This is a genomic window from Oribacterium sp. Sow4_G1_1 (assembly GCF_052116105.1).
In the GTDB taxonomy this organism is placed as follows: domain Bacteria; phylum Bacillota; class Clostridia; order Lachnospirales; family Lachnospiraceae; genus Oribacterium.
Genome location: NZ_JBQKLS010000014.1, coordinates 19,203 through 45,654, shown reverse-complemented (window position 1 = coordinate 45,654; position 26,452 = coordinate 19,203). Strand labels below are relative to the sequence as shown.

Genomic DNA, 26,452 nt, shown 5'->3' with positions numbered 1-26,452 from the left:
GACGCAGATGCACAGAGACGTTTGAAAATGCAGGAGAGTATATGGCATTTGAAAATCTGACAGATCGATTAAGTAATGTATTTTCAAATCTCGGTCGGAAGGGAAAGCTTTCCGAGGACGATGTCAATCAGGCGCTCCGCGAGGTGCGTATGGCACTGCTCGAGGCCGATGTCAACTTCAAGCTGGTGAAGGAATTCATCGCGAAGGTGAAGGAAAAGGCCATCGGTGAGGAGGTGCTGAACAGCCTCACACCGGCGCAGACGGTCGTGAAGATCGTCAACGACGAGCTGACCGAGATGATGGGCTCGGAGACCACCGAGATCACACTTCGTCCGGCGAGCGAGATTTCCGTCATCATGATGGTAGGTCTTCAGGGTGCCGGTAAAACCACGACGGCAGCGAAGCTGGCCGGAAAGTTCAAGTCGGCGGGCCGGACGCCTGTCCTCGTCGCCTGCGATATCTACCGTCCGGCGGCGATCGATCAGCTGCGTGTCAATGCTGAGAAGGTGAAGGTTCCGTTCTTCTCCCTGGGCGACAAGATCAGCCCGGTCGAGATCGCGCGGAGAGCCATCGAGGAGGCGAAGGCCCAGCACTACAACGTGGTGATCCTCGATACGGCGGGTCGTCTTCAGATCGACGAGAAGCTCATGGATGAGCTCCAGAACATCAAGAAGGCGGTCGATGTACAGTGGACCGTCCTCACAGTCGACGCGATGACCGGTCAGGAAGCGGTCAATGTTGCCGAGACCTTCACTGAGAAGGTGGGCATCGACGGTGTGATCCTCACGAAGTGTGATGGTGATACCCGTGGTGGTGCGGCGCTTTCCATCAAGGCGATGACCGGGAAGCCGATCCTGTACTTAGGTATGGGCGAGAAGCTCGACGACCTCGAGCAGTTCTATCCGGATCGTATGGCGGGTCGTATCCTCGGCATGGGTGATGTCCTTTCTCTCATCGAGAAGGCACAGAAGAACATCGATGAGGATAAGACGAAGGAGACCATGGGAAAGATCACCCGTGGCAAGTTCGACTACAACGACTTCATGGATCAGATGGAGCAGATGAAGAAGCTCGGCGGCTTCGGCGGTATCATGAAGCTGCTGCCTGGTATGTCGGGGCTCGGTGACATCGATACAGACGATGCTGAGAAGAAGATGAATCAGGTGAAGTCGATCATCCAGTCCATGACACCGAAGGAGAGAGCGAACCCGGATCTCATCAATCCGTCCCGTAAGCGTCGGATCGCGCGCGGTGCGGGTGTCGATATCGCAGAGGTGAACCGCCTTGTAAAGCAGTTCGAGCAGATGCGGAAGATGATGAAGCAGTTCGGCGGTGCGATACGCAGCAAGCATGGCCGCGGCGGTTTCGGAAACCTCGGCGGACTCGGAAATCTCGGCGGCTTGGGCCGTGGCCGGTTTCCGTTCTGATAAATATTCTTAATAGGAATCGCAGTTTTCGGAATCGGGACGGAATTTCCGTTCGTATAAGCCTTCCGGACAGCGTACGCAGCACGGAAGGCAACCGCACCGTCCCCGGGCGGGTACGTGCACAGAGGCCGATGACATTGGCCTCCCGATAAGTAACAGGATTCAACAGCACTGCTGTTAATCATATATATGTACATTTATTTTTAAAACAGGAGAAAAAGACATGTTAAAGATCAGATTAAGAAGAATGGGACAGATTCACGCACCGTTTTACAGAGTTATCGTAGCAGATTCCAGATCCCCGAGAAACGGCCGTTTCATCGAGGAGATCGGTACCTACAATCCATGCGTAGAGCCGTCTGAGATCAAGATCGACGCTGAGAAGGCGAAGCAGTGGATCGCAAACGGTGCACAGCCGACCGAGTCCGTTGCAAAGCTCCTCAAGAAGGCTGGTATCTGCTGATTATTTAGCCGAGAGGAGACCTCATGAAGGAATTACTCGAAACGATTGCCCGGGCGCTGGTGCAGAATCCGGACGACGTCAAGGTCGTCGAGGAAGATAAGGACGGCGAGATCGTGCTCACCCTCTCTGTAAATGAGCAGGATATGGGAAAGGTCATCGGTCGTTCCGGTCGCATCGCCAAGGCGATTCGCTCAGTGATGTCTGCCGCTGCCAGCAAGGCTGACGTTAAGGTTTCCGTAGACATCCGCTGAGACCATCCGATTACGGATCATAAGGATTTAATATGCAGGAAAAACTGAGAGTTGGTACAGTTGTTACCACCCATGGCCTCAAGGGCGAGGTGAAGGTTTATCCTACGACAGAGGATCCAGACAGATTTTTCGATTTAGATAAAGTCTGGCTGGATCTTTCCGGTTCTATGGAAAACCTGCGCGAGCTCCACGTCGAGCGCGTGCGCTTCTCGAAAAACCTGGCCATCGTAAAATTCGAGGGCATCGACTCGATCGATGATGTCCTCCCGTTCCGCCACGGCGAGCTGTACGTGGATCGCGCCGATGCGATCCCGCTCGAGGAAGGCGAGTATTTCGTCGGCGATCTGATCGGCATCGACGTCCTCGACGATGTGTCCGGCGAGTGCCTCGGCACCGTCAAGGACATCCTCGAGACCGGCGCGAATAATGTGCTGATCGTGAAGAATCAGAAGAAGGACCTCATGATCCCGTATGTACGCGGCCAGTTCATCACGGACGTACAGCCGGAGCAGGGATTTCTGAAAGTGCATCTGATTCCGGGCATCCTCGATCTCTGATACCTGGACCAGGCTATGCCAAGTTTCCGACGGACAGCAGATGGCTGTCCGCTGCAGAACCGGCTTCATCCATCTATGCGGCTGGTTTTCGGCGGACAGAACACTCCTGTCCGTCGATGATTTCTTATCCCCAGAAAGGCGGACGAATGAAAAACTACTATGTGATGACCCTCTTTCCGGAGATGATCGAAAACGTCGTCCGCGAGAGCATCAGCGGTCGTGCGATCAAGGCAGGACTTATAAATGTCGAGGCCTTCAATATCCGCGACTATACGAAGGACGCGCATAACCACGTCGACGACTATCCGTATGGCGGCGGTGCCGGCATGCTCATGCAGGTGCAGCCGATCGTCGACTGCTATCAGCATATCGTCGATCAGATCGGCCATCGCCCGGCCCGCGTGCTCTTCATGTCGCCGCAGGGACGCACCTTCGATCAGAGGATGGCCGAGGAGCTCGCTGCGGAAGAGGATATCCTGTTCCTCTGCGGACACTATGAGGGCATCGACGAACGCGCCCTCGAGATTCTCGACGTCGAGCATGTCTCGATCGGTGATTACATCCTGACCGGCGGTGAGCTGCCGGCGCTCAGCATGATCGATTCTATCTCGCGTCTCGTGCATGGTGTCCTGAATAAGGATGCCTCGCATGAGATCGAAAGCTTCTCCGACGGCCTCCTCGAGTACCCGCAGTACACGCGCCCGGAGGTCTACGAGGACCGCCGCGTTCCAGCGATTCTCCTCTCCGGAGATCATAAGAAGGTCGATGAGTGGCGCCACCAGATGAGCCTTGAGCGCACGAAGGAACGCCGCCCGGATCTGTATGAGGCGTATGTCGCCTCGCATGCGAAAGAGTTCGCACCGAAGAAGCCGAAGCGCCGCCGGAAACGTGCTGAATAGTAGCTGACTACTTCCGGAAAAAGAATTGCCATTTGATTGATTAATGGTAAAATTATTTATATAAGTTGATCAAGAGAAACGGACGGAAGGAGTAAGCGTATGGCTACACAGAACATGGGTATGGATATTCTCACGAGGGTAAATGGAATTCGCGCTGCAAACGGATTGAAACCACTTCGGTACGATACGAATCTGGATGCGCCTGCACTCGTAAGAGCGACCGAAGCTTCTACATTTTTTTCTCACACAAGACCAAACGGAACCGAATGGTACACTGTAAATGAGAACCTTATGTATGGTGAGAATCTGGCGGAGGGCTACCACACTGCAGATGAAGTTGTCAATGCATGGATGGCATCTCCTGAGCATAAGGCCAATATCTTAAAGCCGGATTTTACCACGATGGGCATCGGAATCGCAAATAAGAACGGAAAGAACTACTGGGCTCAGATTTTTGGCATGGCCTGAATGCCAGCATGCCTGCGTGGCGAAGTGCACAGCGTATAAAGTACGGAAAATCCCATGATGGAGCCTCTGTCATGGGATTTTAAATGCGTTCAAAAGACTCGTCCGGAAGGTAAAAACCGCTTGCAATTCCTCCGTATCTATGGTAAATTGTCAAGGTTGTGACTAAGAGAGATATTCCGCTGACGGTTCCATCTGCTTGGAATAGGTGATTCGGCTCGGGCCGAACGAGAAACTCCGTGAATGAATGTCGAATAGTACTAGGAGGTACACAATGTCTAATAACGAGATTATCAAGAACATCGAGCAGGGTCAGCTCAAGGCTGAGGTTCCAGCATTCAACACTGGTGACACCGTTCGCGTTTACAACAAGATCAAAGAGGGTAACCGTGAGAGAACTCAGATCTTCGAGGGTACTGTTCTGAAGATCCAGGGTGGTTCCAACAGAACTACTTTCACCGTTCGTAAGTCTTCCAACGGCGTAGGCGTAGAGAAGACCTGGCCGCTTCACAGCCCGATGGTTGAGAAGGTTGAGGTCGTTAGAAAAGGTAAGGTAAGAAGAGCAAAGCTCACATACCTTAGAGAGCGTACTGGTAAGGCTGCCAAGGTTAAGGCACTGTAATCAGAAGCGATGAATCATTGGGGGGCGTTCCGTTTTACGGGATGCCCCTTTTCAATGGTTTTATTTACTGGTAAAATCCCAGTTATGAAATGGTTTATGGGAAGGGGTCTGCCCCCATACGGGGTCAGACCCCTTGGCCTCCCGGCAGGTTATGGAGGGCGTTTTCCGGCCTTCGGATGAGTTTGCCAGCCAGGCAGAAGATCCGGTCGGTGACTGGATTATCGTTGCGGGAAAGGGGTCACCCCTGGCTTCCCAATATTGTTATGAGGTGAAGAATGCGAGAGAAGAGTCCGATTCAGAAGTTTGTCGGCACGGTGACGAACGTGATCGTCGTGATCGCGCTTGCGTGGTTTCTGGTGCACAGCTTTCTGACGACCGAGGAGATTTCCGGTCACAGCATGGAGCCGGCGATATCCGCGAGCGATCTCGTGCTGGTCGATCGGCTCACGTATAAGTTCATGAAGCCGAAGCGTATGGATGTCGTCATCTTCCAGCGAAGCGACGCGACACGGAACGTGAAGCGCGTCATCGGACTGCCGGGCGAGACTGTCGTGATCCAGAACGGTCGCATCTACATCGACGGTACCCTGCTGGAGAGTGATCAGATCTCCGACATCTCCCTCGGCGGTATCGCGGAGAAGCCGGTCGAACTGATGGAGGACGAGTATTTCCTGATCGGGGACAATGCAGACTCCTCCGAGGACAGCCGCTTCATCAATGTCGGTAATGTCAAACGCTCACAGATCCTCGGACGCATCTGGTTCCGGCTGTTGCCGTTTAAAAAGATCGGTTTCATCCGATGATGCTGCCCACTGCATCCGCAGCTTAAAGTGCATCTGGTTCCGGCTGCTGCCGTTTAAGAAAATCAGTTTCATCCAATGATGCAAGGTAATGTACATATAAGAAGTATAGAAGACAGGTGAATTATGACGATTCAATGGTATCCAGGCCATATGGCCAAAGCAAAACGAAACATCCGTGAGGACCTGAAGCTGGTCGATCTCGTCATCGAGGTCATCGACGCCCGCTGCCCGGAATCCTCCCGTAATCCGGACGTCGACAGCTTCGCGAAGGATAAGGCCCGCATCCTCCTTATCAATAAGGCGGATCTCGCGGATCGTCGTGAGACGAAGCGCTTCGCAGACTACTTCGCCGCCCGCGGCTACTATACACTCGAAATCGATGCGCGAAACAAGGGCAGCCTGAAGAAGCTGAATCCGCTCATCGATGAGGCGACGAAGGCGCTCGTCGAGAAGAACCTGAAGCGCGGCATCAAGACCCCGGTCATCCGTGCGATGGTTCTCGGTGTGCCGAACGTCGGCAAGTCCACCTTCATCAATTCCTATGTCGGAAAGTCCATGGCGAAGACCGGAAACAAGCCGGGCGTCACCCGTGGTAATCAGTGGATCAATGTCAATAAAAAGCTGCAGCTGCTCGACACCCCGGGTATCACCTGGCCGAAGTTTGAGCGCGAGATCGTCGGCCTGAATCTGGCCCTCATCGGCTCCATCAACGACCAGATCCTGAACATTGACGAGCTCGTATTCTACCTCATCAAATACCTCGTGCGCTATTACCCGGAGGCACTGATCGCGCGCTACGGCAGCTCCCTCGAAGGCCTCGAGGAAGCGATTCAGGTCTTCGACGAGATCGGCCGCCGTCGCGGCTGCATCATGAAGGGTGGAAACATCGACTACACGAAAACCGCGAAGATCATCCTCGACGACTTCCGCAGCGGACGCCTCGGCGCCATCACCCTCGAGCACGTTCCGACCACGGCCAGCCAGGAGACGGCAGAAGCAGACGCAGTGGAAAGCCAAGGGGTCTGACCCACGCCTGAATTCTGTGACCTCCTTGCGGCTTTCGGAAGGGGGTCAGACCCCTTTCCCAACACCATTTCACAACGATACCAGTAACAACCAGAAAGAGGAATTTCATGTCGAGAGAACTGAAGGGCGAGCGTCTGGAGAAGGAGCTCGCGCGTTTAGCAGCGATGCACGAATATGAAAACGCACATGCCGATGTCCGCTTCATCGCCGGCATCGACGAAGCCGGCAGAGGTCCGCTGGCGGGCCCAGTCGTGGCCGCCTGCTGCATCCTCCCGAAGGATGCCGTGATCCTCTATCTCAACGATTCGAAGAAGGTGACCGCACTCCGCCGCGAAGCGCTGCTGCCGGAAATCCAAGAAAAAGCCATCGCCTACGGCATCGGCATCGTGGATGAGAAACGGATTGATGAGATCAACATCCTTCAGGCGGATTATGAAGCGATGCGCATCGCAGTTCAGAAGACGAGCGCGATGCTCCAGGCGAAAGGACTCGCCGACGCACCAGGTCTCCTGCTGAACGACGCCGTCACGATCCCAGGCCTCGAGATCCCACAGGAGTCGATCATCAAGGGCGACGCGAAGTCCGTCTCCATCGCCGCCGCCAGCATCCTCGCGAAAGTGACGAGGGATCAGCTCATGGAGGCGTACGACGCGCAGTATCCGGAGTACGGCTTCGCCCGTAATAAAGGCTACGGCACGAAGGAGCACATCGAAGCCCTGAAACGCCTCGGCCCATGCCCGATCCACCGTCGCTCCTTCATCGGCCATTTCGTCTGACCCCTGTTGCTCACCGATTCCCGAGAGGCCAAGGGGTCTGACCCACGCGTGAATTCTGCGACCCCCTTTCGGCTTTCGGAAGGGGGTCTGACCCCTGAAACTAAAGGAACATCATGTACTTCAAAGAACTCCCCAAAATATTCACCGAGAAAATCGAGGATCCGAAACCTAGTCAGAAGCGCTCCGACGCGCGTCGTGGCAACCACGCAGACGGTGTCCGCGGGGAGGACATGGCCGCAGCATACCTCGAGACGGCGGGCTACCGGATCGTCGCACGAAACTGGCGCTTTCACCGGAACGAGATCGACATCATCGCGATGGACGGCGACACGCTCGTCTTCGTCGAGGTGAAGAAACGCCAGGACAGCGCCCACGGCTACGGTTGCGAGGCCGTAGACCATGCGAAACAGCAGCGGATCCGCCGGGTAGCGGAAGCCTATCTCGCCTGCACGAAGCGCTCACAGGCCGACACGAAGTGCCGCTTCGACGTCGTCTCGATCGACGATGACAAGATACTACTGTTTAAAAACGCATTTTAGTATGCTATACTCATAATAAGTTTGTGCATTTTATGGAGGCAGGCATGTTAGCAAAAGATTGTAAGCGTAAAGTTATCCTGACGGGCGATCGTCCGACCGGAAAACTTCATTTAGGACACTTTGTGGGTTCTCTCCAGCGGAGAGTACAGCTTCAGAACTCTGGTCAGTTCGACGAGATCAACATCCTCGTCGCGGACGATCAGGCCCTGACCGATAACTGGGATAACCCGAAGAAGGTACGTGATAACATCATCGAGGTCACCCTCGATTATCTCTCCGCAGGTATCGACCCGGATAAGTCCTTTATCTGCATTCAGTCCGGCATCCCGGCACTGCACGCACTGACGTTCTACTATATGAACCTCGTAACTACCCAGCGTCTGTCCAGAAACCCGACCGTCAAGTCCGAGATGCTCATGCGTGGCTTTAACGGCAGCGAGTCGGAGGATGACAATGTTGCCGGCCTTCCAGCCGGATTCTTCACCTATCCGGTATCGCAGACCGCCGATATCACAGCGTTCAAGGCGACCACCGTACCAGCCGGTGAGGACCAGATGCCGATGATCGAGCAGGCACGCGAGATCGCACATCGTTTCAACACGATCTACAAGTGCGATGTCCTCGTCGAGCCGGATATCCTGATTCCAGAGAATGCGGCACAGCGTCGTCTCCCGGGTATCGATGGTAAGGCGAAGATGTCGAAGTCGCTCGGCAACGGTATCTTCCTGTCCGATGACGCCGCGACCGTAAAGAAGAAGGTCATGAGCATGTACACGGATCCGACGCATATTAACGTTGCGGATCCTGGTCATGTCGAGGGCAATATGGTCTTCACCTACCTCGACGCCTTCCTGCGTGATGACAGCCAGTTCGCGGACTATCTCCCGGATTATAAGAACCTCGAGGAGATGAAGGAGCACTACCAGCGTGGTGGTCTCGGCGATATGAAGTGCAAGAAGTTCCTTCTCAAGGTCATGGAGGATCTCCTTCAGCCGATTCGTGAGAACCGTGCGAAGTGGGAGACAAACATCAACGACGTCTATGACATCCTGAAGGCCGGTACGGATCATGCGGTGCAGGTAACGAACCAGACCCTCCACGAGTGCCGTGATGCGATGCGCATCAACTACTTCGATGATAAGGACGCGATGGTGAAGAGCTGGGAGTCCTGGCTGAACGAGAGCCATACGAAGAACTGATGGGCACCTGGAAGTCCCGCGGGCTCCGTGGCTCACAGCTGGAGGAGCTCATCAACCGGACGAACGAGGCCTACCTAGAGAAGAAGCTGGCGGTCGTGCAGAAGATTCCGACGCCGATCACACCGATCAACATGAACGAGGACCATACGCAGATCACACTGGCCTACTTCGATCAGAAGTCCACGGTCGACTACATTGGCCTCGTACAGGGCATCCCGGTCTGCTTCGACGCGAAGGAATGCGCCACGAATTTCTGGCCGCTGCAGAATCTGCATCCGCACCAGGTCCGATTCATGCAGGCCTTCGAGGAGCAGGGCGGCATCAGCTTTATCATACTTTCATTTACGACCCGGAAGGAGATGTACTACATTCCCTTCCGGGATATTCAGTATTTCTGGAACCGTATGCAGAACGGCGGTAAGAAATCCTTTAATATTCAGGAGATCGATCTGAACTACCGGATCCGGTCTCACAAAGATATGTTTGTGCATTATCTGGAGCCGCTGCAGCGGGATCTCGACGAGCGGGACCGCGCCGGATCGGCAGAAGAGGATGGTGCAGACATCCCGTGACCCGAACCGCCTGGGTGGATCGTACGGATATCCTCAGGATGGATGCCGGTCGACACGGATCAGTTCGATAGACGATGGAGGAGCGTAGAGCTATGAACATTATTGTGGTTGGCTGTGGTAAGGTGGGATATTCTCTCGCCAGTCAGCTGAACAGGGAGAACCATAACGTAACGATCATCGACAACAACGAGAAGGTTCTTCGACATGCGGTAGATTCACTGGATGTCATGGGTATCAACGGAAACGGCGCGATGCTGGCGATCCAGCAGGAGGCCGGTGTCAAGAATGCAGATGTCCTCATCGCCGCAACCAACTCCGATGAAATCAACATGCTGTGCTGCCTGATCGCAAAGAAGGAAGGTAACTGTAACACCATCGCGCGTATCCGTAACCCGGAGTACAAGGATGAGATCACCTACCTCCGTGATGAGCTGAACCTCGCGATGGTCATCAATCCGGAGATGGCGGCCGCAAAGGAGGTCGAGCGTCTGCTTCGCTTCCCGTCGGTCATGAAGATCGACAGCTTCTCCCGTGGCAAGATCGACCTGATCCGCGTCAAGGTGCCGGAGAACAGCAACATCGTCGGTATCCGCATGTATGACATCCCGCGTATTCTGAAGGTCAACGTCCTGATCTGCTCGATCGAGCGTGGCGACCAGGTCATCATCCCGAGTGGTAACGACGCCATCATGAACGGCGATGTCATCAGCTATATCGCGAGTGCGGATCAGTCCAACGAATTCGTCAAGCAGCTGGGCGTCGATTATAAGCCGATCCGCAGCTGCATGATCGTCGGTGGCGGCAGGGTCACCTACTACATCGCGAAGTACATGCACGACTCCCATATGAAGTGCAAGCTGAAGGTGATCGATCACGATCGTGACCGCTGCGAGTTCCTTGCCGGCGAGTTCCCTGATGCGACCATCATCAACGGTGACGGTACCGACCAGGATCTTCTGATCCGCGAAGGCATCGAGAAGACCGACGCCTTCTGTTCCCTGACCGGCTTCGACGAGGAGAACATCATGCTGTCTCTCTATGCAGGCAAGCTTTCCAACGCGCGTCTCATCACGAAGATCAACCGTATCGCCTTTGAGAACGTCACCTCTGAGATGAACCTCGGCTCTGTCATCTACCCGAAGCAGATCGTCGCGGATCACATCGTACAGTATGTACGTGCGCTGAAGAACTCTGAAGGTTCGAACGTCGAGACCCTGTATAAAATCGCCGATGGAAGAGCAGAGGCCCTCGAGTTCAAGGTGGGCAATGATCCCGCCCTCTGCAATCATACCTTCGCGGATCTGACATTTAAGAAGAACGTTCTGATCGCGGCCATCGTCCGTGAAAACCAGATCATCACGCCGCGCGGCTCCGACTTCATGCTGCCGGGCGACAGCGTCATCGTGATCACCACGAATACCGGTTTCAACGATCTCAAGGATATTCTCGCATAAGGAGCGTTCGGTAATGAACTTTAGTATGATTATTTACGTGCTCGGATGGGTGCTGAAGCTGGAAGTCGTCATCATGATCCTGCCGATCATCTGTGCACTGATCTATCAGGAATTCTGGGCTGTACAGGCCCTGGCGGTTTCCGCCGTGCTAGCGCTCGTCATCGGTACCCTGGCCACCATAAAGGGGCCGAAGCGTACCGACTATTATGCGCGTGAGGGCTTCGTCATCTGTGCACTGAGCTGGATCGTAATGTCGCTGATCGGCGCATTGCCGTTTTATCTGACCGGCACGATTCCGTCCTACATCGATGCGGTCTTCGAGATCGTATCCGGCTTTACGACGACCGGTGCCTCGATTCTTGCGGAGGTCGAGCACCTTGGCAAGGGACTGCTTTTCTGGCGTTCCTTCAGCCACTGGGTCGGCGGCATGGGCGTTCTCGTCTTGGTTCTGACGATCCTTCCGCTCGGCGGCGGCTACAATATGATGATCATGAAGGCCGAGTCCCCGGGACCGGATGTCAGCAAGATTGTGCCGCGTGTTGCAGATACCGCGAAGGCACTGTATAAGATTTATGCTGCATTGACCCTCTTCTGGATCATCCTTTTCCTCCTGAGCGGCATGAGCATCTATGACTCGATCTGTATCGCCTTCGGCAGCGCCGGCACGGGTGGATTCGCCGTCCGTAACTCCGGTATGGCCGACTACAGCATGCTGAGCCAGTTCCTGATCGCCGTGTCGATGATCATGTTCGGTGTGAACTTCAATGTCTACTACCTGATGCAGAAGCGGAAGTTTCACGATGCGTTCCAGTGTGAGGAAGCGCGTGTCTACCTCGGCATCGTCGCTTTCAGTACCTTTTTCTTCGCGTTCAACATCGTGAAGATGTACGGCGGTGACTTCCTGTATGCACTGCATCACAGCTTCTTCACAGTCGGCGCGATCATCACGACCACCGGTTACGCGACCCTCGATTTCGCGACCTGGCCGCAGGCGAGCCAGATGCTCCTCCTGTTCCTGATGTTTACCGGTGCCTGCGCAGGCTCCACCGGCGGTGGCTTCAAGATTTCCCGACTCATCATCATGGTGAAGGAGATTGGAAAGGAGCTTCTCGTACTGGTACACCCGGAGGCCGTCAAGCACATCCGCCTCGAGCATAAGAGCCTCGAGCACAGCGTCGTGCGTTCCGTCAACTGTTACCTCATCATGTACGTGGTGATCTACATGGTCTCCGTGTTCCTGATCGCATGGGCAGATGATTTCGACTTCACGACGAATTTCTCCGCCGTAGCTGCGACCTTCAACAACATCGGACCGGGCCTCGCAGCCGTAGGTCCAACCTGTAATTTCAGCGCATATTCCGATTTCAGTAAAATCGTCCTGACCTTCGATATGCTCGCCGGAAGACTGGAGATCCTCCCGATGCTGCTTTTATTCCTGCCGAGAACCTGGCGGAAGTCGAACTGATGCTTCGGCATCCAGCTGGGAAACCCGGTGGAAGGCGAAGCAGATCCGTTGGCATGTACGCCATCGACAACATGCTTCATGATACGTTATATTTTGAAAGAAGGATGCATCGCGCATCCTTCTTTTTTTCGAGAGACCACTCATTTATCTTAAGAATTTCGTAATAGGGTCTGACCCCATTAAATTTTTATAAACAGAATCTAAACGGAAGTTCATGGGGTCTGACCCCGTTAAATTTTTATAAACAGAATCTAAAGTTGAAGTATAAGTCAGCCTTTGTAAACTAAAGAGTGATGATTAAACGGCATGTGTCGAGCAAATTTATGGTGATTCCGTGAATAACGTTTGATTTTAGCACAATATTGCGTTAAACTATGGTTATGCGCAATAATTCGGATTGCGAAGTGTCCGGGTGCTCTGCTTCACGGATGCCCGTATTCCGGCCCGCTGCCCCTGAATATATAAATATATATATTCTATTTATCATGTCTGTAGTCAAGCATTTACAATATATCCGGTGGATATTTATTTCTTCGCGCGATGCATGAACGCGATCTGCAGATGCAGACATGCACGCACTTATGAATGATACAGAAGGTGTTTCTTATGGCTTTAAAATACTATGAACAGATCGACCGTGACAATACAAAAAAGCTTCGTGAACTGCTCGATGAGCTTCCATATTTCTGCACGATGTATTTCCGCGGCATCGAAACGACGACGAGCTCACGTACCCGCATCGCCTATGCCCGTGATCTGAAGATATTCTTCCAGTTTCTTATCCATGAAAACCCGCTCTATAAGGACTACTCTCCGCGTGATTTCCAGCTGGAGGACCTTGATAAGCTTAGCGTCACGGATCTCGAGGATTATCTCGAGTATATCAAATATAGAACGGATGTTTCTGAAGATAAACATGGCAATAAAATCGAAAAGGAAGTCATCAACTCGAGAACCTCGATCAAGCGCAAGGTCGCGTCGATCCGAACCTTTTACCGGTATTTATACAGAGACCGGCTGATCAAGACGAATCCGGCGGATCTCCTGCAGATGCCGAAATTAAAGGAAAAAGACATCATCCGTCTCGATGCAAATGAGGTAGCGGACCTTCTTGACGAAGTCGAGAACGGCGAAAAGCTGACCCCCCAGCAGCAGGTCTTCCACGATAAGACGGAGCTTCGGGATGAAGCTATGATGACGCTCATGCTCGGTACCGGCATCCGTGTATCGGAGTGCGTGGGCCTCAATATGAACGACGTCGACTTCAACAACGACGGCATTCACATCCATCGTAAGGGCGGCAAGGAAGTTACGGTCTATTTCGGTGACGAGGTCGAGAATGCACTCCGCCCGTATGTCGAGTGGCGGAAGCACCAGGCCACGGCGCCAGGCCATGAGGACGCCCTCTTCCTCTCCCTCCGTATGCAGCGCATGAGTGTCCGCTCCGTCCAGTACATGGTGAAGAAATATGCAAAAACCGTCACACCGACGAAGCATATCACCCCTCATAAGCTGCGCTCCACCTATGGCACAAACCTCTATAAGGAAACCGGCGATATCTACCTCGTGGCGGATGTACTCGGCCATAACGATGTCAACACCACGAAAAAGCACTACGCCGCGCTCGAGGATGAGCGTCGACGCAGTGCCCGCAACAAGGTCCATCTGCGCTCGGATGACGAGTGAGTTTATAAAAATTTAACGGGGTCAGACCCCATGAACTTCCGTTTAGATTCTGTTTATAAAAATTTAATGGGGTCAGACCCTATCGCAAGCGAACGGCAACAAAAAGTGGCAGGCTCCGTGATGGAGTCTGCCACTTTAAAATTCATATTCACTTCATGCCGAGTCGCACGAGGCCGATGACCTTTCCGAGGATCTGGCAGTCCGGAACGATGATCGGATCCATGCTGTCGTTTTCCGGCTGGAGACGGATGTGGTCCTTTTCCTTATAGAAGCGCTTCACGGTCGCACTGTCGTCGACCAGCGCGACGATGATCTCGCCGTTCTCGCAGGTGTTCTGCTGCTCCACGATCACACGGTCACCGCTGAGGATACCACAGTTGATCATGGAATCACCCTTCACGGTGAGCATGAAGACCTTCTTGTTCGGCAGCATATCGACCGGCATCGGATAGTAATCCGTGATGTTCTCCTCCGCAAGCAGCGGTAGACCGGCAGCTACCGTACCGACCAGCGGAATCTCTGCGATCTCCCGCTCAGAAGAGGTCACCGTCGCACTCGCGGCACGCTCCGCGAAGGAATCACGCATCGTATCCTGACGGAACTCCTTCTCCGTGATCATCAGCGCACGAGGATGCGCCGGGTCCTTCTTGATGAGGCCCATCGTCTCGAGGTCGTTAATATACGTAAATACACTGGATGTAGACTTGAGTCCGACGGCCGCGCAGATATCACGCACGGATGGCGGGTAGTTCCGCTCCAGCACGCACTGCTTGATGTAGTCAAACACGGCCTGCTGCTTCGGCGTCATATGATTCGGATCTGGCTGCTTCTTATGTCTGCCCATGGTATACTCCTTTTCATTTTATGTTATTTCCATAATACCACGAACAGGCGTTCATTGCAAGACAAACATAAACATCTGTACTCAGAAATGCCATCAGAGAATCGGCATGATGACATTGACCCAGAACCAGCTGATCGGCATCACGAGGACCATCGCCGGAATCATATCCGCGGTCGGGAACATCTTCACCTTGATCATGCGGAAGCCAGTCGCAAGGAGCAGGATGCCGCCGCAGGCCTTGAAGTCACCGATCATCGCCGGGGTCGTCAGCGGATAGATCACGCCGGCGAGTGCGTACAGCAGCATGAAAATCACGAACTGCGGAAGCGCGATGAAGGACACGACCGGACCGAGGAGACAGGCGAAAATCATCGCCGTAAAGATATCGAGGATGGACTTCGCGATGAGGATCGTCTGATCGCCGGTCATGCCGGCCACGATCGACCCATAGATGCCGGTGCCGCTCGCACAGAACAGCACGATGATCGTGATCAGCGTCGAGCGGAACTCCTCCTCACTGATCGCGGACTCCTTTTTCGGCAGGACCTTCGAAACCACGCCCTCCATCACGGCGCATCCCTTCGCGATGAGCGCACCGAAATGAATCGCGAGACCGATCGCCGTGCCGACCACCACGGCGAAGATGACCGCCGGCATATTTTCCATAAGCACGATGCTGCTGATGCCCATCGTCATGGCACAGACGCCGAAGATCATATTCAGATTTTCCTTGAAATCGAGGCTCAGCTTATGGCCGACCAGCGTGCCGACGAGTCCTCCGATCGCAACCGATAGTACATTGATGATGATTCCTGTAGGCAAGGTCACAGCTCCTCCACTGATACGATCTTCTTTCCATCCGACCAGATGCGCTCGAGGTCGTAGAAGAGACGCTGCTCCTTATCGAAGATGTGCACGATGATGTCGTTGTAGTCGAGGAGGATCCAGCCGCTGTTGGTCACACCCTCACGGCGGCGAAGCTCGTAGCCGTGCTGTGCCATCTTATCCTCGACCTCGTCGCAGAGTGCATCCACCTGACGGATATTGTCCGCGGTCGCGATCACGAAATAATCCGCGATGACCGACACGCCGCCGATGTCCATGATGGAGATATCCTTGCCCTGCTTCTCCTCGAGTGCAGCGTAGACTACCTTTACCATATCCTTTGAATTACTCATTTCGTTCTCCTTTTTCTAAGGTTTTCAATGTCTGTAGATGCCGGCGGCTACCCGGGTGCCGCTTCGGCTTACGAAGCCTCGCCACTGTACGAAGCCTCAGGCTGTCAGCACATCAATCCGAGACCGTCAGGCCTCTCTCCTGCATCCGTGTGCGGTAGTACTGATAGGTATCGTACGAATCCTTACAGATGTAGCCGCCGGATGCCTCGAGGTAGTGGATCGTATCGTGATTGATCTCATACACCGCTCGCTCGAGGTCAGTAAATGCGAGCTGCCGGATCTCCGGGAGCCGTGCCGCCTTATCCCGCCGCGCCTCGATGTAGTCTGCCGTAAACACGATGGCCTCCAGAAGGCTCATATCCGGCTTTCCAAGCGTGTGGAAGTAAATGGCGGACAGAATCTCCGGATCCTCGATCCCGAAGCAGGTACGGGCGTACGTGGCGCCGTAGACGCTGTGAATCACCTGCGGTGCCCGCAGCATATCCTCCGTCAGCGCCACGCCGTCCTGCGCGCACGCCTTCAGGAGCTCCTCGTTCGAAAACTGCTTCGCACAGTCATGCACGAGCCCCGCAAGCTCCGCCTGATGGAGATCCACGCCATAGCGCATCGCGAGGCAGATACAGGTGAAGCTCACACTCAGCGAATGCTCATAGCGCGCCGGCTTCAGCATCGTCTGCAGCTTCGCACGGATCTCCAGGATGTTCTCCAGATCGGTCTTTCCGTTCCCCGTAGCTATATGATTTCCCATAGTGCTCCTTTTCGTAAATGTTCTTTCAGCTGCCCCGGAGGAACCGGTCTCGGAGTACTGTGCCTCCATTGCCGGCCCCTCCGGGCAGCGCTCTGCACTGAACTTCAGCGATACAGCTGATGCGCCTCGATGTACGTAGCGACGGCCGCCGGCACGAGCGCGGTGATGTCCTCGCCGCGCGCCGCCCGCTCCCGGATCTCCGTACTCGAGATATCCATCTCCTCGAACGGAAGCACCGCGACATCCGCGCCATAGCACTCCTCGAGATAACGCACCTGAGCCCCGAAGCTCCGCGGCCGGTCCGCATACTCCCGCTCCGCCGCCACCAGCGTTGCAAGACGCAGGATCGTCTCCGGCGCATGCCAGCGCTCGAGCTGGTAGAGGGAGTCCGAGCCGACGATGAAGTAGAAGTGTACGTCCGGATACCGCGCATGCAGTATGGTCAATGTCTCTGACGTGTAGGTTTCACCGCTCCGTTCCATCTCGAGCCGCGACAGGCGGAAGCCCGGATGACCCTCGATGGCGAGCGCCGTCATCGCCGCACGATCGGCGGCCGGACTTACCTTCCGGCTGTGCTTCAGGTACGGATCCCCGGCCGGCATAAACCAGACCTCATCGAGCGAGAGCTGAGCCTTCGCACACTCCGCAAGCGCGATATGCGCGTGATGGATCGGGTCGAAGGTCCCGCCCATGATCCCCACGCGTTTCCTGTTCTCCTTCTCCATCGCCTGCCTCACTTTCTATCCGCACCTGGACTGAAATCCAGCTGCACCGCATAAACCATCTGTGCAGTCTGTCCCGTCGTACGCACCCGCGTCCGCAGATGCATCCTCACGGCGATCACTCGCCGTCAAACTCGTTATCGAACTCCTCGTCGTCTTCCTCGACGAAACGAAGACTGAAACCGCCAGATCTCGCTGCATTCTTCGCATCCGCGATCTCCTGCTTGTGACCGGGACGCTTCGTACCCTTCGTCTGCTTCTCGAGCTCTGCCTTCGAGGTCTCGTACTTCCGCTTCTTGAAATCCGGATTCGGCTTATACAGCACGATCTTCCGACCGATCACCTGTACCACCTCGGACTGTGTACGTCCCGCAAGTGTATAGGCGATCTCGTTCGCATCATCATCGCAGTTCTTCAGAATATTGATCTTGATGAGCTCGTTCTTCACGATGTTCTCACGAACCGCATCGATAAACTCCGGTGTCAGGCTGTTCTTACCGATGGAAAGCACCGGCTCGATGGTCATGGCTGCGCCCTTCAGCTGGGAACGCATCTTACTGTCTCTGATATATTTCTTCATTTTATTCTCCTGTGTTAGTCGTCCTCGTTACCCTCGTCGTAGCCAATACCTTCGTCCTCGACCTCGTCACCCTTCTCCGCATGTCGCTTCGGGAAGGCCAGATCGATGGCCGACTGGAGGTCGCCCTCCTCATACGCATCGGTATCATAGAACTCGAAGGTATGACCATAGATCTTGATGGTATCGCCCTCCTGGATGCCCATCTTCTTCAGCTTCCGGATGATGCCCTGATCCACCAGGAACTGCTGGAAGAACTCGAAGCCCTTCTCTGCCTGCAGGTTCGTATAGCCGAGCATCTTCTCGATCTTCGGACCCTCGACGGAGTAGGTATCCGCATTCAGCTTCTTGAACTCGATGGCGAGCTGCTCCTTATGACCGAGCGTCTCGAGATCGACCTCGCTCTCATAGACCTCCGTCTTCTCCGCACCCGCTGCCTCGACATAGGTCCAGGCGGCCTCGAGCAGATCGCGAAGACCAGTATTCGTCGCTGCAGAAATTGCAAAGACCTTCACGCCCTGTGGCTCGTAGATCTCCTTGATGCGCGTGAGTGCACAGTCCGTCCCCTGCTCATCGATGATGAGATCCGTCTTATTGCATGCGATGATCATCGGCTTCTGGAGAATCCGCGGATCATACTTCGCGATCTCATCATTGATCGTCCGAATATCCTCGACCGGATCTCTGCCCTCCGAGCCGGAAGCATCGACCACGTGGATCAGCACCTTACAACGCTCGATATGACGCAGGAACTCGTGACCGAGGCCGACCCCCTCCGAGGCACCCTCGATGAGACCCGGAATGTCCGCCATGACGAAGCTGCGATCACCCTTCAAACCGACCACACCGAGATGCGGCGTCAGCGTCGTGAAGTGATAGTTCGCGATCTCCGGACGCGCATTACTGCACATCGAAAGAATCGTCGACTTACCCACGTTCGGAAGACCGACGAGACCGACATCCGCGATTACACGAAGCTCCATCTGTACCCAGAGCTCACGGGAATCCTGACCCGGCTGCGCGAACTTCGGTGCCTGCATGGCCGGTGTCGCGAAATGCATATTACCGAGACCGCCCTTACCGCCCTTCAGCAGAACCATACGCTGGTTCTCGCCGGACATATCCGCGATGATCTTCTTCGTCTCGAAATCACGAATGATCGTTCCCTCCGGAACACGGATCACCAGATCCTGACCATTCTTACCATGCATACGCTTTCCGCCGCCTTCTTCACCCGGCGTCGCGATATACTTCTGACGATTACGGAAATCCTCGAGCGTATTCAGCCCCTTATCCACCTCGACGATGATATCACCGCCCTTACCGCCATCACCGCCATCCGGACCACCCGCCGGCACGTACAGCTCACGACGGAACGACACATGACCATTTCCGCCCTTACCACTCTTGATGAAAACCTTTGCAATATCTGCAAACATAGAATCTTTCTCCTTTCCCGACTGTATCCTAGCGCCAGCTACAGAAGCCGTCGCTAACAACCGGAGAGCCATTAATATAACAGATACATTATATACTATGTATTCACAAAACAGAAGCCGAAGCATGGCGGGCACTAGCTTACGCATTCAAAGAACAGGTTCTGCTTTATGGTACGTGTTCTGACATACAGCTTGCTGCTATGACAGACGCGAACCATAAAGCAGGTTCTGTACTTTGAACTAAGTGAGCAGTGCCCACCATGTTCGGCTTCGTACGGAACATAATATAGGTAGCAAAAACCCTGTACTGAAGATTCAGTACAGGGTTTGATTCTTGTAGAAGCGCTCAGTAAATTACTCAGCATCCACTGGCATAACGGAAACCTGCTTCTTGTCTCTGCCGAGGCGGCCGAACTTAACGACGCCATCAACCTTTGCAAAAAGAGTGTAGTCATTGCCGAGACCTACATTAAGACCCGGGTGAATTCTTGTTCCGTTCTGCTTGTAAAGAACATTGCCAGCCTTTACGAACTGACCATCTGCTCTCTTCTGTCCAAGTCTCTTGGACTCCGAATCTCTACCATTCTTGGTAGAGCCCATACCTTTATGATGAGCCATGATTATCCTCCAAAAAACAAACTGATTAGCCGATAGAATCGATCTTTACTTCTGTAAAGAGCTGTCTGTGACCATTCTTCTTATGGTATCCAGACTTTCTCTTGTACTTGTAAACGATTACCTTCTTGGCCTTGCCATTCTTAGTTACAGTGGCAGATACCTTAGCACCATCAACGACCGGTGTACCGATCTTCATAGCGCCATCATTAAGAACAAGCACCTGATCGAAAGTAACCTTGTCGCCTTCCTTTACATCAAGCTTCTCAACTCTAATGATATCGCCTTCGCTTACCTTGTACTGCTTTCCACCTGTAAGGATTACTGCATACATTACGAGGGTCCTCCTTTTTATCATTACTCGCTGGCTTCGGTGGTGTTTTCACACACTTCTACCTCGCCACGCGGCATACTCATATAAATTACTCTTCCATACTCGATTTGTCAATAAGTTTTGCAAAATTTATTTCACAGGATTCGACCCTCCGTAACAGTTCAGACGACAGGGAGGGGACCCGGAGGGCCCCATCATCTGAACGGTTACGACCTCCGGGCCTTATTCGATCAGTTTCCGATAGTACGGATAGTTCGCCGTCACCTCACTCACCGACACGTTATTCGCGCCGGAGTTCTCATGGATAACGATCATGTTTCCGTTGCCGGCCCACTGCAGGAACATCACGACATGCGAGTCCGCGCCGACACGAACGATGATATCGCCCGGCTGCAACTCCGATCGCCGGATCTTCTGTCCCTCACCGATGAGCGTCGCCGTACTGCTCGCACCATTCAACCTTTTCCCGATCGCCGACCAGTAGACCCACTGTACCCAGCCGGAGCAGTCGAGCCCCCGCAGCACACGTCCCTTATAGTCCGCCTCGATGACACGACCGAAGCCGTTCTTCTCATAGCTCGCCGCACTCGCCTTTCCGCCCCAGTAATACGGGATCTTGCCGACCGATGAAAGCGCAAATTTGATAACCGCCTTCCGCGCCTCTGAAATATCGTCCGGCAGCGAGGACAGGTACTTCGAGATCTCCTCCTCTGTCAGCGGCTGCTTCGGATTGATGGTCGAGATCGAGAGACCATAGGTCTTGAACCAGTCCTGCGAAATCAGCTTCTGCACATAGCCCATCTGCTCCTCGGTCCAGCCATTCCAGCCATTCCGCGCGAGCGCTGCATCGAGGCTCTTCGTCGCCTCGTTTTCGTCCTGATCATCCGCCGAGAGCGCCACCGTGCGGAGGCCCTTCGCATCCTCGAAGCCGTAGATCGTCACCTTCACATAGAGGTCCACATGCCCCGGACAGTAGTTCTTGCTTTTGACATCGGTCTCCGTGTTCGCGCTCTGCTTCTCCTCTTCGGCTGCGAGGCTCTGCTGCACAAGCTGGCGAAGCGTATTCTCGTCCATGTTCTTGAGCTGCTCCCCCGTGAAGGTACCAATCACGGTCTGCGCGCTGTCGGCCAATGCAGTCGTCGACTGAACGTCACCACCCACACTGCTGTTCGCGTCCGCTGCGGTTGTCGCCTGCTTATTCACCTCATCGATGCCCTTGCCGGCTTCGTAACCCGCATAGCGCTTCTTTTTCTGCCCGTTCTCGTCCGTCTCGTACGTCGTATCCTCGGTACTCGTCGGTGTCGTCTGAGAAACGGCAGCCTGCGTCTCACTCGCTTCGGTCGAAACCGCTGCTGTCTCCGGCACCGCACTCGCGGCTGCAGTATCACTGTCTCCGAAGACCAGCATGCTGCTGGTCAGGGAAGCTGCTGCACGCGCGTTTTTCTGCGCCTCCGCATACTCCCTCGCCGTACCATAGCTGCCCGGCGCACCATAGTGAACGCCGTTCAGCGACGCCAGGGTCTCCTGCGCGGCCTGTGTGCTGCGCGTCGACATCTTCTTCACCGGCTTCATCGCCCCGAGCACCAGCATGCCACTGTTGCCGGACGCGGCCTGCGTCTGTGCGGCTGCCGCCTGGGTCTGGGACTGGGTCGGTGCAGCAGTCTGTGCCGGTGCTGCCGTCTGTGCGACTGCCTGCGTCTGGGCTTCCGTCGAGGCCGCCGCACTCTCCGGCACACTCGTCACTGCACTCTGGCTGCCTGCGCTTCCGCTGCCGCTGCCATCCGAGTGAAAGATGATCCCCTTGCCGCCGGCATTGCCCTCGGCGTCGGTCTGGGTTTCATAGTTCTTCATCTCCGCCGTCGTCGTGGTGCTGTCACCCGTCAGATTCAGTACCTGCTGGTTCTCAGCGGAAATCGCCGCGCTGCCCGCGGACAGTGCGTCCTGCGTGAGGAGTCCCTCGCTCCGGTTCGTCGCCGCCTGAAGCTGCAGCTTCAGCGCAGCCAGTGCCTCCTCGACCTTCTTCGCATCATCCGCCTCTTCCTTCGCCGTCCGGTTGATACAGCCGCTGTCGTAGTAGACCTTGCCGATGCTGATCGTGTAGCTTCTGGACTTGCTGTACAGCTCCTCACAGTACTTCTCGAAGGTATCGACGTCGAGGTAGTTGTGCGCATAGCCGTAAACGGACGCCATCGCCATGATGTCCTTGACGTTCGAGTACTCGTTCACCTGCTCGCCATCTGCGTTGTAGAAGGAGACATTGACATTTTTAAAGTTCGGGATGTACCAGGTCGAGGCATCATTCGGATCCTGCCCGCCGGCGTTCGGGTTATACTTACCCATGACGCGGCTTGAGCTCACGCCGAGGCGCTTCGCGAGATTGAGTGGCGAAACGCCCGCCTCATCGTAGATCTTCGCCAGGTACTCGTTATCCGCCGTCATCAGCTTCTGGTACACCTCACCGGCGTAGCTGTGGATGGTATCGCTGGTATCCGCGCCGTCGCGGTAGAAGTACGCGAGGTTCAGCTTATCCGGCGCCGGCTGGAACTGCGACGCGCTCTCGCTGTCCATGAGATTCGCGAGGGAGGAGCGCAGCCCACCGAAATTGAGGCCGTTCGCCTTCGGCAGCTCGCTGAGGGTGGCCAATGTTTCCTCCTCGACGACAGTCTCGGCCTCTGTTTCTGCAGCCGCCGTCTCTGCCGGTGCAGCGCCGTAGTGCTGCGCCGCGATGGACACAACAAGACCGGCAGCCAGTAAAACTGCTGTGGCTGCCGTCTGCTTTTTATTCATATGTAAATGGGAATCTTTAATTTTCATAGGCTTCATCATAGCACAGCCCAGCGCCCGAAAATTTTAATTTTTCTTGAATTTCAGCGAAGGGTCCCCTGCCTTAACTGTTATATTTATTCCGAAGCTTCGTCAGAAGCTCCTCGAAATACGCCGGATACGGCGAGCTGAACTCGACGTACTCCCCGGTCCGCGGATGAATGAAGCCCAGCACCTGCGCATGGAGACATTGGCCCTGAAGATCAAACGGGCACTTCTTCGGCCCATAGACCTCGTCCCCGAGCAGCGGATGACCGATGGAGGCCATGTGCACACGGATCTGATGCGTACGCCCCGTCTCGAGCGTGCACTGCACGAGGGTGTAGGCCCCGCCGAAGCGCTCGAGTACGTGATAGTGCGTCACAGCCGGGCGGCCGTTCAGCTCATCGATGGCTTGCTTCTTCCGGTCCTTCTTCGAGCGGCCGAGCGGTGCATCCACGGTGCCCTCGTCCTCCCGGAGGTTCCCGACCACGATCGCCACATAACGGCGGGTGATGGAGTGGACCTTCAGCTGCGCCGCGAGTGATTTATGAGCCTGATCATTCTTGCAGACCACGAGCAGTCCCGTCGTGTTCATATCGATGCGGTGGACGATGCCCGGACGCATCACCCCGTTGATGGAGCTCAGCTCCGAACCACAGTGATACATCACCGCATTCACGAGCGTGCCCTGCGCATGCCCCGCCGCCGGATGCACGACCATCCCCTTCGGCTTATTCACGATCAGCACATCCTGATCCTCGTAGATGATATCGAGCGGGATGTTCTCCGGCTCCACGTCGAGGGCCACCGGTGCCGGCAGGTCCAGTGACAGCACATCGCCCGCCTTCAGCTTCGTACTCGCCTTCGCCGGCTTCCCGTTCAGAAGGATACGCTTCTCCTTCAGCAGCTTCGCCGCATAGCTCCGCGAGATTTCCGGCTCCTTCAGCGTCGCGAGATACTGATCGATCCGGACCGGACACAGCGCCGATGGTACACGGATTTCTACGAAATTCATCTCACACCTCTTTGCTGCGATGCAGGAAGCCAAGTTCCTCATCCTTATAGTAGAAAAGGAAAAGCACGACCATCAGGGCGCAGCCCACCGTAACGTAGATATCGGCGACATTGAACACAGGAAAATCGATCGGGCTGAAATAGATGAAATCGACGACATACTGCTGACGGACACGATCGATGAAATTACCGAGCGCACCCGAAAAAATCAGCTCGCATACGAGCAGCAGCGGCAGAAAATGCCGGTCTCCCTGCGGGATGCGGTGCACGACATAGAAGATGCCGCACAGCACCACCACGGTGATGATATAGAAGAAAATCTGTGCCCCCTGCAGGCTGCCGAACGCTGCCCCGCGGTTCTCGATATACAGAAGGTACAGCACATTCCGGATGATCGGCACACGGTCTGCCCCCATGAGATGCTCTACCGCAAGCTGCTTCGTGAACTGATCGAGACCGACCAGCAGCAACGCAAGCAGCAGAAAAATACCCCAACGTTTCAAATTCTCTTTCATCTTACTCCCTGTTTTCCAGTGCTTCGCCCGCCTTTCACGGCCGCCGCACGGTTCTCATCCCGTGGCATAAATCAGCGCACCGACAGCGCCCGGCCCGCACTCCATGTTTTGTTCTCAGTCTGTCTGCATGATGGACCGAAGCCCCTCGAGCATCTGCGCATCCGACACGGCAAGATCGATATAGGCCTCGCCGAGCTGCCGAAGCAGGATGAAGCGCACATGACCATGGTCCATCTTCTTATCCTTCCGCGTCGCCTGGAGGATCTCCTCCTGGTTCATCGCCCGGCAGCGGGTCTCGAGACCGACCGTCGCCATCAGTCGCTCAATGCTGTCGACCTCCGCCGCCGTCATCGTCCCGGAAATCTGCATCGCCGCGAGACAGCCGAACGCCACGCACTGGCCATGGCTGTAGCTGAAGTTCGAGCACTTCTCGATCGCATGTCCTAAGGTATGACCGAAGTTCAGCAGCTGACGCTCCCCCTTCTCGGTCGGATCGACCTCGACCACCGCACGCTTGATGAGATTACTCTGGTAGACGGTCTCCATCAGTACGGCCATATCCCGAAGCTCAAGCTCCGCCTGATGTGCCTTCAGGTAGTCAAAGTAATCACGGCTTCGGATGAGGGCATGCTTGATGACCTCTCCCATACCGGAGGCATACTGGATTGCATCCAGACTCCGAAGCGTCGCCACATTGCTATAGACGAGGGACGGCATGTGGAAGGCACCGACCATGTTCTTATAGGCACGGAAATCCACGCCCGTCTTTCCGCCGATCGAGCTGTCGACCTGTGAAAGCAGGGTCGTCGGAATCTGAATGAAACGGATCCCGCGCATATACGTTGCTGCCGCAAAGCCCGTCATATCACCGACGACACCACCACCGAGGGCGACGAACACATCATTTCGGTCGAAGCTCGCCTCGACCGCCGCCGCATAGATCTCCGCGATGGAATCTGTATTCTTATGCTCCTCCCCCGGCACCAGCACCAGCTCATGAAGCTCACGGAAGCACGGACGAAGCGCCGCGCGCACCTCCTCGAGATACAGCGGTGCCACATGCGCATCCGTCACGATCAGCGCACGCCGCTCACGAAGCCCCAGCGTCTCTACAGCCGCTGCCAGCCCCGCGAAACTCTCCTCGATATAAATCGAGTAGGAAAAAGCCCCCTGATACATCACATCTAATTCTCTCGCCATCGATCGATCCCCCTGCAAAAAACTCTTCTCATTCTATCATACAGATCCCATAAAATACAGTTCAGAAAACTACTCACTGAGATACCTTACAGTTACATCCGTAATCTTTCAGGCAGGTGCCCCGGAGGGCCGGCAACAGAAGCCATACGGAGCGGTCGTGAAAGATCAAGCAGGAGCCCCTTAGCGGCACTTGGTGTTATCTCTCCTTGGAACCCTCTGCAACGCTGAGTTTTCATAAAGAAAACTCAGCGTTGCAG

The 26,452-nt window shown here is 54.9% G+C and carries 28 protein-coding genes and 1 pseudogene; 16 read left to right on the top strand and 13 right to left on the bottom strand.

All coding sequences use genetic code 11. The features are described from left to right. Positions 1-41 precede the first annotated feature (41 nt). The 16 genes from ffh to ACTQ52_RS09480 all read left to right on the top strand — a co-directional run bounded on the left by ffh (position 42) and on the right by ACTQ52_RS09480 (position 14,204). On the top strand, positions 42-1,427 hold the full coding sequence (gene ffh / locus ACTQ52_RS09555) for a signal recognition particle protein (RefSeq protein WP_410043573.1): 1,386 nt from the start codon (positions 42-44) through the stop codon (positions 1,425-1,427). 223 nt (positions 1,428-1,650) lie between these two features. Continuing rightward, complete coding sequence (gene rpsP / locus ACTQ52_RS09550) at positions 1,651-1,890, top strand: 30S ribosomal protein S16 (protein ID WP_410043574.1); 240 nt, start codon at positions 1,651-1,653, stop codon at positions 1,888-1,890. Between the two features lie 23 nt (positions 1,891-1,913). Beyond that, the gene (locus tag ACTQ52_RS09545; RefSeq protein WP_410043575.1) at positions 1,914-2,141 is read left to right on the top strand and encodes a KH domain-containing protein; all 228 of its coding nucleotides are present in this window, start codon (positions 1,914-1,916) and stop codon (positions 2,139-2,141) included. Between the two features lie 32 nt (positions 2,142-2,173). Next, positions 2,174-2,698 (top strand): ribosome maturation factor RimM, encoded by a 525-nt coding sequence (gene rimM, locus ACTQ52_RS09540; protein WP_441226223.1) that lies wholly within the window; start codon positions 2,174-2,176, stop codon positions 2,696-2,698. Between the two features lie 146 nt (positions 2,699-2,844). Then, positions 2,845-3,597, top strand: coding sequence for a tRNA (guanosine(37)-N1)-methyltransferase TrmD (gene trmD, locus ACTQ52_RS09535; RefSeq protein WP_441982476.1), 753 nt, complete (start codon positions 2,845-2,847; stop codon positions 3,595-3,597). 99 nt (positions 3,598-3,696) lie between these two features. Then, on the top strand, positions 3,697-4,065 hold the full coding sequence (locus ACTQ52_RS09530; RefSeq protein WP_410043578.1) for a CAP domain-containing protein: 369 nt from the start codon (positions 3,697-3,699) through the stop codon (positions 4,063-4,065). Positions 4,066-4,336: 271 nt separating this feature from the next. After that, the gene (gene rplS / locus ACTQ52_RS09525; RefSeq protein ID WP_410043579.1) at positions 4,337-4,684 is read left to right on the top strand and encodes a 50S ribosomal protein L19; all 348 of its coding nucleotides are present in this window, start codon (positions 4,337-4,339) and stop codon (positions 4,682-4,684) included. 275 nt (positions 4,685-4,959) lie between these two features. Further along, positions 4,960-5,487: a signal peptidase I gene (gene lepB / locus ACTQ52_RS09520; RefSeq protein ID WP_410043580.1), complete on the top strand. Its 528-nt coding sequence runs from the start codon at positions 4,960-4,962 to the stop codon at positions 5,485-5,487. Between the two features lie 123 nt (positions 5,488-5,610). Next, positions 5,611-6,513, top strand: coding sequence for a ribosome biogenesis GTPase YlqF (gene ylqF, locus ACTQ52_RS09515; protein ID WP_441226221.1), 903 nt, complete (start codon positions 5,611-5,613; stop codon positions 6,511-6,513). 107 nt (positions 6,514-6,620) lie between these two features. Next, positions 6,621-7,289, top strand: a complete 669-nt coding sequence (locus ACTQ52_RS09510) for a ribonuclease HII (protein ID WP_441982475.1) — start codon at positions 6,621-6,623, stop codon at positions 7,287-7,289. Between the two features lie 113 nt (positions 7,290-7,402). Continuing rightward, positions 7,403-7,828: a YraN family protein gene (locus ACTQ52_RS09505; protein WP_410043582.1), complete on the top strand. Its 426-nt coding sequence runs from the start codon at positions 7,403-7,405 to the stop codon at positions 7,826-7,828. 44 nt (positions 7,829-7,872) lie between these two features. Further along, complete coding sequence (trpS, locus tag ACTQ52_RS09500) at positions 7,873-9,027, top strand: tryptophan--tRNA ligase (protein WP_410043583.1); 1,155 nt, start codon at positions 7,873-7,875, stop codon at positions 9,025-9,027. Continuing rightward, the gene (locus ACTQ52_RS09495; RefSeq protein ID WP_410043584.1) at positions 9,027-9,599 is read left to right on the top strand and encodes a Holliday junction resolvase RecU; all 573 of its coding nucleotides are present in this window, start codon (positions 9,027-9,029) and stop codon (positions 9,597-9,599) included. Before trpS ends, ACTQ52_RS09495 begins: the two co-directional genes overlap by 1 nt. Before the next feature lie 92 nt (positions 9,600-9,691). Further along, complete coding sequence (gene trkA / locus ACTQ52_RS09490) at positions 9,692-11,053, top strand: Trk system potassium transporter TrkA (RefSeq protein WP_441226218.1); 1,362 nt, start codon at positions 9,692-9,694, stop codon at positions 11,051-11,053. 13 nt (positions 11,054-11,066) lie between these two features. Then, positions 11,067-12,518 (top strand): TrkH family potassium uptake protein, encoded by a 1,452-nt coding sequence (locus ACTQ52_RS09485; protein ID WP_410043586.1) that lies wholly within the window; start codon positions 11,067-11,069, stop codon positions 12,516-12,518. A 606-nt stretch (positions 12,519-13,124) separates the two neighbouring features. Further along, entirely contained in the window at positions 13,125-14,204 is a 1,080-nt protein-coding gene (locus ACTQ52_RS09480) for a tyrosine-type recombinase/integrase (RefSeq protein WP_441227036.1), read from the top strand. A gap of 148 nt (positions 14,205-14,352) precedes the next feature. Here ACTQ52_RS09480 and lexA read toward each other — a convergent pair whose 3' ends face one another. The 13 genes and pseudogenes from lexA to aroB form a co-directional block, all read right to left on the bottom strand. Further along, positions 14,353-15,048 carry a transcriptional repressor LexA gene (gene lexA, locus ACTQ52_RS09475; protein ID WP_410043588.1) on the bottom strand — a complete coding sequence of 232 codons (696 nt, stop codon included), beginning with the start codon at positions 15,046-15,048 and terminating at the stop codon, positions 14,353-14,355. 93 nt (positions 15,049-15,141) lie between these two features. Then, positions 15,142-15,876, bottom strand: coding sequence for a DUF554 domain-containing protein (locus ACTQ52_RS09470; protein ID WP_441982474.1), 735 nt, complete (start codon positions 15,874-15,876; stop codon positions 15,142-15,144). Further along, complete coding sequence (gene rsfS, locus ACTQ52_RS09465; protein ID WP_410043590.1) at positions 15,873-16,226, bottom strand: ribosome silencing factor; 354 nt, start codon at positions 16,224-16,226, stop codon at positions 15,873-15,875. The genes ACTQ52_RS09470 and rsfS overlap by 4 nt, the downstream gene beginning before the upstream one ends. A gap of 112 nt (positions 16,227-16,338) precedes the next feature. Then, the gene (gene yqeK, locus ACTQ52_RS09460) at positions 16,339-16,974 is read right to left on the bottom strand and encodes a bis(5'-nucleosyl)-tetraphosphatase (symmetrical) YqeK (protein WP_441982473.1); all 636 of its coding nucleotides are present in this window, start codon (positions 16,972-16,974) and stop codon (positions 16,339-16,341) included. Positions 16,975-17,078: 104 nt separating this feature from the next. Further along, positions 17,079-17,699 (bottom strand): nicotinate-nucleotide adenylyltransferase, encoded by a 621-nt coding sequence (gene nadD, locus ACTQ52_RS09455; RefSeq protein ID WP_441982472.1) that lies wholly within the window; start codon positions 17,697-17,699, stop codon positions 17,079-17,081. A 283-nt stretch (positions 17,700-17,982) separates the two neighbouring features. Then, positions 17,983-18,276: pseudogene (locus tag ACTQ52_RS09450) on the bottom strand (YhbY family RNA-binding protein); the annotation flags it as partial. A 14-nt stretch (positions 18,277-18,290) separates the two neighbouring features. Continuing rightward, a complete protein-coding gene (gene obgE / locus ACTQ52_RS09445) occupies positions 18,291-19,712 on the bottom strand; it encodes a GTPase ObgE (protein WP_441982471.1) in 1,422 nt (473 codons plus the stop codon). Between the two features lie 354 nt (positions 19,713-20,066). After that, complete coding sequence (rpmA, locus tag ACTQ52_RS09440; RefSeq protein ID WP_410043594.1) at positions 20,067-20,330, bottom strand: 50S ribosomal protein L27; 264 nt, start codon at positions 20,328-20,330, stop codon at positions 20,067-20,069. Between the two features lie 25 nt (positions 20,331-20,355). Continuing rightward, positions 20,356-20,661 (bottom strand): 50S ribosomal protein L21, encoded by a 306-nt coding sequence (gene rplU, locus ACTQ52_RS09435; protein WP_031553068.1) that lies wholly within the window; start codon positions 20,659-20,661, stop codon positions 20,356-20,358. A 222-nt stretch (positions 20,662-20,883) separates the two neighbouring features. Beyond that, positions 20,884-23,475 (bottom strand): C40 family peptidase, encoded by a 2,592-nt coding sequence (locus ACTQ52_RS09430; protein ID WP_441982470.1) that lies wholly within the window; start codon positions 23,473-23,475, stop codon positions 20,884-20,886. Positions 23,476-23,548: 73 nt separating this feature from the next. Further along, a complete protein-coding gene (locus tag ACTQ52_RS09425) occupies positions 23,549-24,481 on the bottom strand; it encodes an RluA family pseudouridine synthase (protein WP_441982469.1) in 933 nt (310 codons plus the stop codon). A 1-nt stretch (position 24,482) separates the two neighbouring features. Beyond that, positions 24,483-24,995: a signal peptidase II gene (lspA, locus tag ACTQ52_RS09420; RefSeq protein WP_441982468.1), complete on the bottom strand. Its 513-nt coding sequence runs from the start codon at positions 24,993-24,995 to the stop codon at positions 24,483-24,485. A gap of 114 nt (positions 24,996-25,109) precedes the next feature. After that, the gene (aroB, locus tag ACTQ52_RS09415; protein WP_441227027.1) at positions 25,110-26,195 is read right to left on the bottom strand and encodes a 3-dehydroquinate synthase; all 1,086 of its coding nucleotides are present in this window, start codon (positions 26,193-26,195) and stop codon (positions 25,110-25,112) included. Positions 26,196-26,452: the final 257 nt, after the last annotated feature.